The sequence below is a fragment of the Pseudoalteromonas umbrosa genome, from assembly GCF_030125375.1.
Classification (GTDB): Bacteria; Pseudomonadota; Gammaproteobacteria; order Enterobacterales; family Alteromonadaceae; genus Pseudoalteromonas; species Pseudoalteromonas umbrosa.
The window spans coordinates 135,325-147,911 of the sequence record NZ_JASJUU010000003.1 but is presented as its reverse complement, the minus strand read 5'-3'; the positions used below and the strand labels follow the sequence as shown (position 1 = coordinate 147,911).

General features: G+C 43.9%; 6 protein-coding genes. 1 reads left to right on the top strand and 5 read right to left on the bottom strand.

The window, feature by feature from the left end; translation table 11 throughout:
* Positions 1-27 precede the first annotated feature (27 nt).
* The 4 genes from QNM16_RS10735 to QNM16_RS10720 all read right to left on the bottom strand — a co-directional run bounded on the left by QNM16_RS10735 (position 28) and on the right by QNM16_RS10720 (position 10,420).
* Complete coding sequence (locus QNM16_RS10735; protein WP_284020482.1) at positions 28-2,799, bottom strand: Ig-like domain-containing protein; 2,772 nt, start codon at positions 2,797-2,799, stop codon at positions 28-30.
* A gap of 106 nt (positions 2,800-2,905) precedes the next feature.
* Entirely contained in the window at positions 2,906-5,548 is a 2,643-nt protein-coding gene (locus tag QNM16_RS10730; RefSeq protein WP_284020481.1) for a glycosyl hydrolase family 18 protein, read from the bottom strand.
* A 24-nt stretch (positions 5,549-5,572) separates the two neighbouring features.
* Positions 5,573-7,183, bottom strand: a complete 1,611-nt coding sequence (locus tag QNM16_RS10725; protein WP_284020480.1) for a lytic polysaccharide monooxygenase — start codon at positions 7,181-7,183, stop codon at positions 5,573-5,575.
* A 66-nt stretch (positions 7,184-7,249) separates the two neighbouring features.
* Positions 7,250-10,420 (bottom strand): glycosyl hydrolase family 18 protein, encoded by a 3,171-nt coding sequence (locus tag QNM16_RS10720; protein WP_284020479.1) that lies wholly within the window; start codon positions 10,418-10,420, stop codon positions 7,250-7,252.
* A gap of 717 nt (positions 10,421-11,137) precedes the next feature.
* Here QNM16_RS10720 and QNM16_RS10715 point away from each other — a divergent pair.
* Complete coding sequence (locus QNM16_RS10715; RefSeq protein ID WP_284020478.1) at positions 11,138-11,548, top strand: DM13 domain-containing protein; 411 nt, start codon at positions 11,138-11,140, stop codon at positions 11,546-11,548.
* Positions 11,549-11,594: 46 nt separating this feature from the next.
* On the opposite strand, the gene QNM16_RS10710 is transcribed toward QNM16_RS10715, so the two are convergent.
* On the bottom strand, positions 11,595-12,392 hold the full coding sequence (locus QNM16_RS10710; protein WP_284020477.1) for a hypothetical protein: 798 nt from the start codon (positions 12,390-12,392) through the stop codon (positions 11,595-11,597).
* Positions 12,393-12,587: the final 195 nt, after the last annotated feature.

The window sequence follows — 12,587 nt, the reverse complement described above, 5'->3', positions numbered from 1 at the left end:
GGCCCTTTGGTCGATTTCAAGAGGAGTTTATTTACACTCGCCTAGGTGTTTCCATACTGCCCAACGGCTAGAATATTGCGCTGGGTTTTGATTACGCGTCCACCATTTCGCTTGATATAACTGTCCATCAAGGCTGGCTTGCTTACCAGAGGTATACACACTACTTGCCTGCCATGCTGGCACATCACAGCTCGGTTTACTGCCATTCACTTTAAAGCGATTTGTCGAAGACTGTGTACTCAAGCCTTGTGCATCCGTTGCAATGGCAAATACACTGTAACTACCCGCCGATGTAGTCTTAAAGTTTGCAGTGTATGGCGCTACACTTGATACTGCCACTTGCTTGCCATTCACAAAGTAAGCAATTTGCTTTAAATCATTGTCTTTATCACTGGCGACAACTGACAGTGCAACTTGCTCACCAACATTAAATGTACTGCCATTCGCAGGGCTTGTTAAGCGCACGCTTGGGGCCTCTGGTGTTGGCTCTGGCTCAACATTTGTTACCGTAATGGTACGACTTACAGTCGCGGATTGTGCCTCATCATTATCATATGCAACCGCAGATAATTGATAGGTACCTACTTCAAGTGGCTGATAGTTAAATGCATAAGGAGTGCGCGTTAGCTCAGTTAGCGCTTGACCATTGACACTCACTGCAACTTTAGCAATCTCACCATCGCTGTCATTGGCAGCAAATCGTACCGACACTGACTCACCTAATTCAATCGCTACATTACTTGATGGTGATGTAACTGAAAGACTTGGCGCTTGGTTTGGCTTATCAGCCACACCGCCACACTCTAGCCCTTTTTTCCAAACGCCCCAAGAGCCTGAGTTGCTGGCTGGGCTTTGGTCTCGGTTCCACCACTTCGCCTCATATTCAAAACCATCAAATGCGACTTTGTTACCTTGCGTGTACACTTTGCCACCTTGCCAAGGTGCTGTTTGACATTGGCTTGGATCGATCAGGCTAAATGACACGGGTGTAGCGTCTGTTGATAGACCTTCATCATCGGTCACTTTGGCTGTTACCGTATATACACCTGTTTTATCTGCTCTAAACTGGGTCTCGAACGGCGCTTGAAGATCGGTATTATACAGTGCTCCATTGACAAAGAATTCGACCTTCTCGACTGCACCATACTCATCTTTAGCATCGGCTTTAAACTTAACATTACTGCCAATGAGGTAGCGTCCGTTACTTTCTGGGCTGGTAATTGAGATAGTAGGCGCTTTATTTTCAGTACAAGCAAAAACACCTACCGCTTTAAACGCTTCTCCCACGGCCTTAGTATCGTAGCCCAAGTCAGCCGCAGCATCTGTCACGCCGCAGGCAAGCGATTCAAACTTACCATTGTAAACCCAGAAGTTTTTATTAGCATGAAGCATCACTTCATAGGCTTTCTTAACCCCCCAACCCTCGCTATTTGCAAGTAAATAGAAAGCCCGATTGAATACACCCGAGCTGTGGTGAACACCCATGCCTATTTCAAATTTGCTGGCGTGACCGATAGAACGGCCATCTCGCTCTGGATTCTCCATATAACGAAGCGCCGTTCTATTTTTAAAGATACTCGCGCCAATCAGCCAGTCAACTTCACAAGTGCCATCTGGCTTTTGGTTCATAAAGCACTCAAGTGCTTCAGAGGTCATATCTGAAAATGATTCATTCACGCCACCAGACATATTGCTATAAACCAATTTAGAGTTTTGATGCGTCACACCATGACCGATTTCATGGGCAACAACCCCTAAAGACGTAAATGGATAAACGCCGTAGTTATCTAAATCACCATCACCAAAAGTGACCTCTTTACCATTCCAAAACGCGTTCAAATAATCTTTACGATAATGGATTCGCATAACAAGGTCGCCCGATAATGCTCGGCTATCGAACCAATCATTAAACATGTCAATGGTTGCTTGGCCATAAAACATCGCGTCGTTAAGGGGTGAATAAGCACCATTTACGTGCTTATGGGTATTTTCGTGACATGGGAACTGATACGTTTGCGTATTGGTTGTGCCATGTTCCATATCGATAACACGAATATCTGTATGAGACATTTCACAATTTCCATTTCCCAGCTCCTTTGCGTGGAACTTTGGCATATCATCACCATAATAATGCTTGCCAATTTTCTCATTACCGCCCGGACCCATGCCAATTTTTGAGTGATTAAGCGTTTCAATGCGCGACAACACTTCACCGGAATGTGCATCAATTGCAAACTCTGGACGCATTGGTGCATGCTCAGTTTCAGCAAATAAGGTCACTAAATAAGCGAGTTTTGCCTTCCCCTGGTGGGGGTAAATGACTAGCTCAACGTGTTCGTCTGATGTTGCAAGCAGCTCAGTAATTTGCTCTTTTGCAAACTCAATAGCTTGTTTATCAGAAATACTTGCTTTAACCGTAGCAAGCGAGATATTTGGAACAACAGAGCCACTGATTGAAGTAATTTCACCCTCAGGTTGAAACCAGACACTTAAAAAGTTTTGTTCATTATGATGAGTGACAATTTCACCGCCATACACGCGCACACCTTTATAATACTGGCTGCGGCGCATGTGGCGTCCGTCTTGTGTTGTTTGGTGAGTGATAAACTCTAAATCTTGTTGTTCGTCATTTGAAGTCGCTCTAAAAAAGCTTTGATGCTGTGACAGCTGCGATTTTATGTTTGCTTTCAATTGTTCATTATTGTGCAGGCTCACAGGCTCGCTGGCAAATGCAGCGAACGTTGAAAAAACACCAACACTTGCCGCGACCAGTAGCGCTATTTTTTTTGCTTTTAACATGGATATTTACTCTGTACTTGTTGTTATAGTAAGAAGGTGCATCCATGCACCAGAATGAACTCGGTCTGAGTGAGCTCGGTTCGAACGAGCTCAGTTAATTAACCTGTTATAGCTTGCGCCATACAGAGTTGCTGCCCGGAGTTTGACCGCGTGTCCACCAGCGAGCTTGGTAGGTTTCACCATTGTGAACTACTTTATCGCCACCGGTGTAAACTAGGTCACTGCGCCAATCGCGCACTTTGCCATCATCAGGAATGATCTCAGCCCATACGCCGCCGTTACTTGGCACCGCACCTCGGGTCCACCAACGCGCTTTATACTGAACACCTTTGTACCAAACTGTGTTGCCACCGGTGTACACCTTGTTTGCATCCCAAGTTGTCTTGCCATCATCTGGCGTCGGCTCTGGATCCGTTTCCACATTCTTAATCGTCACATTAAACTGACGCGTTACGCTGTGCTCGCCATCAGATACCACAACGGTACCTGTGAGTGTCTCAGTTTGTGTTACTTCACCCGCTTTGACGGTGACAGTGCTACCTGTGCCCACTATCGTGTGACCCGGTAATTGCCATACAAAGCTCAGTGCTTTCCCTTCAGGATCCGTTGCTGATACGCTGATAGACTTACTAGTGTTTTCATCGAGGGATATCGCTGAAATTGTCCCAACTACTGGCGCTTTGTTTTCTACAACAGGTGCTTTAACAATGACTTTTACTGTGCGGTTAACCGTGTTTGCGCCATCACTGACAGCCAAGTTCACGGTGAATACAGAATCACTTGTGACACTTGGTGCAGTCACGATAACGCTGTCATTTTCACTTTGCAGATTCAAGGCCGCATCACCTTGCCAAGAGAAACTAAGTGCTTTTCCTTCAGGATCGATAGCTTGAGCCGTTAGAACATGAATATCGCCCGCATTTAACGTAATCTGGCTCGTCAGTGTCACAACAGGTGCTTTATTCACTGGCGTTGGGTTTGTTACTTTACCTGCAAGGCCTTCGTGCATTGCATTTAAGATGTCGCCATTGTCTGCATCGATTTCCCACGCAAATAGACCCGCTAAATTATGCTCACGTACATAGCGACCTTTTGCGCGCACAGAGCGAGGGCTGTCATAGGTAACCAAGGTGCCTTTTTGGCGATTCCAAACATATGCTGCTTCAGCTTGCTCATCGTACCCTACTTCAAAACCATTAATACCTTGCTCATCATGACCAATCATGTGTGCTTTTAGTCCCTTGTAGTCGATAACGCCTGCTTCCCAAACACCTTGCGACGTCGAACCGCGTAATTTACCATTTGCTGGCGCAGTCATTGGGTTATCAGCAATTTGTGCATTTTGTGGGTATACGCCTTCCCAGCCACGGCCATACATTGCTGTACCTACGACCAACTTTTCACTTGGCACACCTTGGGCCAAGAGCAATTTAATGGCATTGTCTAGCGTATATGCAGGCCCTTTTCGCGCTTCACCTTTGTCGTCAACACCCGTGCCGTTACATTCATCCGTAGACATATGCGAGCCACAGTAAATAGCAGTCTGGTGACCTGTTACATTGTTCCAACCACCTGCAAAGTCATACGTCATGGCAAAAATGTAATCCATGTATTGCGCGGCTTGCTGGTAATTAACGTCTTCAATTTTATCGTAACCAGTACCAATTGCTGAAGTCAGTTCAAACTCACGACCCATCTCAATCTCGAGTTCATCCAACATCTCACGAAGCTCTTTCATCAGGATGATGTAGACTTCGCCATCTTTGTCTGAACCTAAATCTGGGTTTGCACCGTCACCGCCAGGGAATTCCCAGTCAATATCGATACCGTCGTAGAATTTCCATGTCTTGAGGAATTCACGCATTGAATTCACAAAGGTGTCACGGTTTGCTTTCACATCAAAGTCAAAGAACGGGTCTGAAAGTGTCCAACCGCCCACAGAAGGTAGAATTTTCAGATCGGGGTTACGCTGCTTCAATGCCATTAGCTGTGCATATGTACCGCGAATTGGATCTTTAGAACTGATCCCCGGTAATGCTTTTTGCACCGCAGCCCAAGGGTCATGGATCACCACTTCGTAGTCTTTTGAACTACCACAGGCTAACTTAAGCGCTCTCAAACTATTGCCGTTTTCGATCTCTGCCAGCGAGTCATTTGGACCACATACTGGAATAAAACCATAAAGTAGGTGAGTTAAGTTATCCGCAGGAATTTGTGTCACATCGAACTTACGGCCATAAATGCCCCACTCAACAAAATAAGCACCGACAACCGTGTTTGGATCTGTATCGAACTTTTTATTGTTTGGATTCACATTCAGTTTAAGTGGCTCTAAGTGACCACCGTCTGTATCAGCTATCACAATTGGCTTGGACGCAGACATTGAACAGCCAGATGCATCGCACAATGCGATTCTTAATTCGTGACGACCGGACTTGTGGTACGGAAAACGGATCGTGCCACCGGTTGTGCCTTCTGCCAAAGTGCCTTCATTCACCACTTCATTGTCAAAATAAACTTTATAGCTGTCGCCGCCTTTACCTGACCATGCATTCCATTCAATTTGGATATCCACCACGTCTTTTGCTTGGATCAGTTGCTTGTATGACCCTCGGCCATAAATATTCACGTCAACAAACGAGTAATTTTGTGGTTTCCAGTTAATGCTTGGTGTTGATGGCGCAGCCACAACAGCGGCACTTGCAAGCGCAGCACCGACAGCTGCAGCAGTAGTTAAATATTTAAACATTTTTGAATTACCTCTATGATATTTTTATAGTTTTTTCCAAACGGAATGTTGGTCGGGTTGCTGATTACGCGTCCACCAGCGAGCTTGATAGCGTGCACCGTTAAAAGTCACGATTTCACCGCCACGGTAGGCTTTGCTTGACTGCCATGATGTGTTGCCTGCATCTGAATCATCACCACTTGGTATTAACTCCCATGCATGGCTCGACGTTGGTAGTTGGCCGCGAACCCACCATTTAGCACGGTAAGTTTTGCCTTGATAAACCACGGTATCGCCAGCTGTGTAGATTTTACCGGGCTCCCAAGTATCGCCTGTTGGCTTGTCTGGCGTGCCCGGATCGGTATCGATGTTTTTAACATTCACAACCAGTGGGACTGTTTTGCTTAAACTGCCATCTGACACAGTCACTTTGCCGTCAAAGCGTGTATCCGCATCCACTTTTGGTGCAGTGATAGTGATGGTTGAACCAGAACCTGTGAAGCTCAATGCACTAGGTAGCTGCCAGTCAAAATTGAGCGTTGGCTGCTCGTCATCAAATGCATGGACATGCAAATGTTTGCTCTGCTCCTCATCAATGGTGATGGGGTCTGGCGTGTGCACTGTTGGCGCTGTATTTTTCGGCTTTGAGATCACCGATAGGTTGTAGCTATATGATTTATCAGATAAAAAGACTTGGTTGCTCGAAACCGCCTCAGAATTAAATTCAATATTACCCGAGCTGTCTTTCACACCGATACGCACAATATCGGCAAATTGCGTACTGAGATTTAAAGCAAACTGGCTTTGCCAGAGTGTTTCATTGGCCGAAGTGACATCGAAACGCTCTTGAATAAGTTCACTACCATTACCGTTGAATACTCTGACCCACACAGTATCTCCAGCACTTGCCTCTTGACCTTGCTTGACAAAATAATCGATTGGGAACCAAGTATCTGGCGTAGGTGTTGGCTCAGTACCGCGCACAATGGTCACATCACTACAGTTATAGAAGCCTTCACCCACCACATCATCACGCTGCCAGCGGCTGTATAAAATTGCATCTCCTGAAAACTTTTCTGGGATCGCAACTTCCATCTCGTAATAGCGCTTGCCATCTGGTGCCATGAAAAACGCAATATTGCCATGCTCTTGCACCAGCTCTAAGTCACTCCAAGCAAGTGGTTTTTGCTTAAAGTCAGTACCCGGTTTGGTTAAATAAAACTGCCAAAAACTTGGGTTATGTGGTGTCGTTGCACGGTAGCGAATTTTCACTTTGCCATTGGCGTTCGGGGTTATCTCCGTTGCCTGCCATTGCGTTGACGGAATGTTCATTCCCGCTTTTTGGCTATCACCTGCGCCACACAATGTGCCATCTGGGATATTTGCTTCAACAGCTGCTTGGTTGCGAAAATCTGCTGTATTTGCTGCAAACTCATGCTTTTGAATAAATTGCACGTGTTCTGACTTCAGATATGCTGCACGACATGCAGCGTTGGGGATTTTTGAGCCATCTTTTGGCCACCAAAATCCACCTTGCTCCTGACAGATTGCTTGCCTCGCTTTGGGAAAGTCCATATAGCCATGCGCGTTCACTTTACCAATGACGCCCACACCTATGGCTACGCCCAGCGCGCATAAGGTTACTTGTTGTCTCATAGTTTTCTCATTTATTGATTGTAAGAGTGATCCGCAGATCACTCCGGTTGGGAATAAAAGTGGCCGTTACAGGCTACACACTTTCTGCCATGCGCCACCGTTACTTGGTGTGCCATTTGTCCACCACTTGGCTTTGTAAACAGCGCCGTTATGAATCATCATGTCGCCGCCGACAGCATGACTTGGATCACCTGCCCAGTTGGTGCGAGGCCAGTTTGGGTACGTGTTGATGTTTTCAATTTTTACGCCTTCACACTGCTGCCCATTTGGTGGATTTTTATCACCGTCACCTGGGTTTGGAATGTGTTTTTTAGCAACTGGCAGCTCTGGATATTCAGAGGCAAATGCATACTGCTTACCGTCTTTTTCAACAATAAAGTTCACAGGGCCTGTGATAGGCATGTAGTACATAACCTGCGCGTTAACAGTCTCGCCCGGGGCAAAAGACTCAAGCTGACCACCCCACTCATTTTTAAATGTGATTGAAAAACGGTGGAATTCATTTTCAAAACCGCCGATGTTATTACCAGTAGAATTTGACGCATCATGCTCTACACGCATACCCAATTTTTTGCGCGCATTCCAATTTGACTTGAAAATAGCTGAGGTAGAGGTTGGTACGTTGAACGTAATCGTTGCACCCGTCAGGTCAATCTCAGAGTTATTAGTAAAGGCAAAGGTTGGACGAATTGGGTAGTTTTGGTCACCCACCGGGAAGTCTTTCGCTTCAAATGCAATATTCACCGCTTCGCTTGGTACCGCAAAGGCACTATCACCAACATGATTGTCATAGGCCACACCACTTTGATTGAAGGTGTTGTATGCCAGCGCTGTCATTGTTGAGCCCATAAAGTACTCGCCTTTATCAGCGTGATAATCAAAGTCACCAGCAAGCTCCCAGAACATGACTCCGCCCAGACCCTTATCAACGACATAGTCTAATTTGGTTTTCATAGACTCTGTGTCTTCCATCGATAGGAATACTTTTTTCTCGGCGTTATACAGCCATGGTGCAACTGCAACGTCATCGTAATGACGTACATAGTCACCGCGCAAAACATCATCTGCATCGGTTTCAGGAGTTAAGCCATAAACTTCTAAGTAACTTGGGTTGATCCCATGCTCAAGGTTTTTCGCATGCCAAAGTGGGTTAGAACCGGCAGCCACTTCTTGACCGTTTTCAATGTCATGCCACAGGTTATCAATACCAATTGCGCCGTTACCACATTTGTTCTTTTCACCAATACCTGTGCCTTTTGGACAATCGCTTTGGTTTGGCAAAGGAGCACGGCCCCACAAGCCATTTTCACCACCGCGTACATCTTTGAAACCACGAGTGTAGTATGGAATACCAATGTTTATACGACCTGCAGGTAATGCACCGCGGAAATAGTTCACCGCCCAGTCGGTATTCAAATAACCAATGCCACCGAACTCTTTAGTGCCGTAGACATTCCACACCTTAAGCTCTGTATCTTTACCCGTATCATAGAGCGGCGCATTGTGACCAACATGATCGTTCCACGCACCGTGCAAGTCGTACGACATGATATTCACAAAATCTAAGTACTGGGCAGTTTGGAAGGTTTCCATACCGCGCAATAAATAGCCTGATGACGGAGACGCAATGGTCAACATATAGTGTTTGTCGTCTTGCTCACCCGCTTTATCAAGCGCTTCACGTAATTCTTTCATCAGCACTTGATAAGATTTATTTAACCCTGCACGTCTTGCGTTACTTACAGGAAAATCTTCTGGATGACCGGAGTCTTTCATTGATGATGGGTATTCGTAATCAACGTCTAAGCCATCAAAACCATAGGTTCTTAAGAACTCAACCGAGCTTTTCACAAATTGAGCAATACCTGCATGGTTAACACTGCCATCTGCATTAGTGGTCATCGTATAGAAACCACCATTATTCACTCGCTTTCCAGTTTCGTCGAAATAACCGCCAGTTTCAGCCCAACCACCGACTGAGATCATGGTTTTTACATGTGGATATTGCTTTTTATATTTATTCAGGAGGTTGAAATGCCCTTTGTACGGCAGGCTAGGGTCCATTTCAGCACCAGCAATACCCGGCCAAGTCATATTAGTGGCCGCATTACCGTCTGCATTGGGGTTACCAATGCTTATTTCATTTTTATCATTGACGTGTGCAAACGCGTAATTGATATGTGTGATCTTGTCCCATGGAATGTCTTTAACAAGGTAACTAGGCTGATCGTTTTTGCCATGACGCCAACTTGTGAAGTAACCAATCACACGTCTTGGGTGATCTGCCCCCATTTTTTCACGCCCTTCACTGTCATAAATATCACAGTAAGACGGCGTTACACCGGGCGTTTGGTATAAACCAGCAGGGCGGCAATCATCATGTGAACTCTGACCATCATCTTTCGCTTTCACCGTAAAGGTTCGGCTTATTTTTTCTGATTCTAGGCCGTGTTCATCTTTCGCGACTAAGACGAATGTCTGCGGACCTTTTGCAGTGGCTGTCCATGCATATTCAAACTCATTTTGAGATGTGTTCACTACTTCGACGCCATTCACAGAGAGTGATTGAGTCAAACCATCCGACTCTTTATCATTTGCTATCAAAGTAAATACAATCTGACTACCCACTTCTAGTTCACTTGGCAATTGTGCTGCTAAGCGTGCGATCGGTGCTGTATTTTGATCTTTAGGGGGCAACGCCTCAACACTTACTTTGCGACTGACTGATTTTGCAGTAGCACCATCGTCATCTAACGCAACACCATGGAACTCATGCTTACCCTGTTTCGCTTGCCAAGAAAAGCTATATGGTGCTTGACTTAGCACTTTTACCAATGCATCGTTGTGATATACCGCAACATGCTTCACTTCACCATCGCTGTCGTTAGCTGAGAAATCAATGATGACTTGTTCATTTTCAGCCACGGTGATATCTGCGATTGGTTTGAGCAATTTAATTGAAGGCGCTTGGTTGATGGGCTCTGCACTACTGCACTCGCCTAGCTTCGTCCACTCTTGCCATTGGCCAGACTTTAGTTTTGGTGAAGAACGGTTCCACCAATTTGCTTTATATGCAACGTTATCTTGTTGCACCTTATTGCCGCCAACATAAATTTTACCTGCTTCCCAACTCGTTAGGCTGTCACAGTTTACCTCGGCAAAAGCCGATGCACTGATCAAACCCATGGTTATAGCACTGAGCTTGAGTACCTTATTTGAGGATTTAGACACGCTCATTTGATTATTTCCTAATTTGTATGATTTTTGTTTATAAAATTACATTAAGTAACATATTTACCTAATGTAATACTGAGCAGCGGCGATTGTACCGATCCAAAAACACATCACAAGGGATTAGTTGAAATTAAAAACAACAAACCAAATAACTAGAAAAATGATTGTTTTAGATAAAATCATGAATTACGTAACGTATTGATATTGATTGTTTTGTTGATAAATAAACAACAAACAACCAAAATAAAATGTTAACTAAATTAACATTGATTTTGTTTACTTTTATTTACAATAAAGCGAGGACAAACCAGAAGATAAACCATTTTTATTATTAAGAAATATATTTCTAATACTTTTATTTGTACTATAAGTAACCTAATCGGCACGGTGATATTTGACAAATGAAAATAAAAAAAGAAAAAACAATCATTAAATAAAGAATACTTTAGTATTTTCATGTAATTAATTAAGCACCTTCTTTTTGTACTTACCAATATAACCCACCTCCTAAATGTCAATCATGATTTGTTATTATAAACTTTGGTTTTTTTGAATGTTTTTTCTCTAACAAAACCATTAACACAAATAAAACATGTAACCGTTTGACTCTTAGATTGGTCAAGCTAAGGTTAAGTTACATTCCTCTACTAGAGCATATATAAGATGCGATTTTTGTTTAAAATTTTGTTTACTACGTTTATTTTTTGTTCCGGATTTGCATTGGGAGTATACTCTCTGCCCATCATGATGGCCCCACCAGCCCCTACACAAACAGCACTCTCGACTGTGGCCAATCAGGCAAAATACACTGCGATGTTTAATAAAAACCTGAAAGGCTCAGACTTTTTACATTTCGGAGAGGGTAACGTTTTTATAGGACAACAAAGTATTGGGTTTGAAGGTCGCCTAGCCCCTGGACCTGATTATCGCTTATACCTATCACCAACGTTTGTGGAAGATGAGGCTGAATTTGCAAAGCACAAAAGCACGATGCAATTTGTTTCTACAGTTACGTCATTTAATGGCTTCATTGTTGATGTGCCAACAGGCATTGATATAGAGAAGTTTTCGACTGTGGTAGTGTGGTGTGAAACTTTTGGTGAGTTTATCACTGCTACAAATTATCGCTAAAACAGCGTCCTAAAGAAAGGGGCCAAAGCGAGCCCCTTTCCTCTACTTAGTATTTACCTAGATGGTCTTCACACCCTTCTGCAGTATAAGCTTCAATGCCTTTAAAATAAGCCCGAATAGCGTGCGTATAGTCTTTACCCCGCTTCGCATAGCCATAAAACTCATAAGAAGATGTTTCAATTCTATCCAATAAGAGGTGTTCTTTTTTATTTTCGAAATAGTGCTGTAATGTTATACGTAATCGACCGAAGTCATTTTGACCCAAATAACTCGTCTTATAGGTTCCTTTACCCATAAAGTTTATATGCTTGTACATACTATCGTACTTTGAATTAGACACTACAACTAAACGCTTTCCAGCTTTTACACAAACATTATAATACTCTGTATAGGCACCACCTTGTCCAAATGGAACGCTCTCTACATACAGAACTCCACGATGCATACGATTGCCGTCAATTGGATCTAAACCATTTGTAGGGAATGGCTCAAAATCATCAGGTCTAGCGGCGTTCGTATCACTAGGATCTAATGAATCGCCAGCTCCGAATGAATCGCCTGCACCGAATGAATCACCTGCACCGAATGAATCACCTGCACCGAATGAATCACCTGCACCGAATGAATCACCTGCACCGAATGAATCACCTGCACCGAATGAATCACCTGCACCGAATGAATCACCTGCAGTAAATTGGCTGTTAAGCTCATTGCCTTCAAACCCTTCACTCATATGAACAGGTTGATTTTCTCCTGTAAAATAATCTATGGTTTGAGATACAGCTTTGCCTGAGTGGGCTGCTACCATAACAATTGGTAAGACCGTTTTTATGTTAAACTTCATTAAAATCCCTTAATGTTTGTTTTCATCGAATGGTTTATTGGTTTTTAGGAACATCCTGAATCTATGTTTTTTCATCATCAAACAAATAGTCTAAGAGGCTTTCTCAAGTCCCCTTTAAACCCAGTTTTATCCGCAAAATAAATTCAAGACAATTCACCTCGTACTCGAAGTCAATAAAACTCGGAGCACTTATTT

Coding starts and splice junctions, on each gene's coding strand:
- QNM16_RS10735 (WP_284020482.1), bottom strand. CDS start 2,799: ATGTTAAAAGCAAAAAAAATAGCGCTACTGGTCGCGGCAAGTGTTGGT.
- QNM16_RS10710 (WP_284020477.1), bottom strand. CDS start 12,392: ATGAAGTTTAACATAAAAACGGTCTTACCAATTGTTATGGTAGCAGCC.
- QNM16_RS10720 (WP_284020479.1), bottom strand. CDS start 10,420: ATGAGCGTGTCTAAATCCTCAAATAAGGTACTCAAGCTCAGTGCTATA.
- QNM16_RS10730 (WP_284020481.1), bottom strand. CDS start 5,548: ATGTTTAAATATTTAACTACTGCTGCAGCTGTCGGTGCTGCGCTTGCA.
- QNM16_RS10725 (WP_284020480.1), bottom strand. CDS start 7,183: ATGAGACAACAAGTAACCTTATGCGCGCTGGGCGTAGCCATAGGTGTG.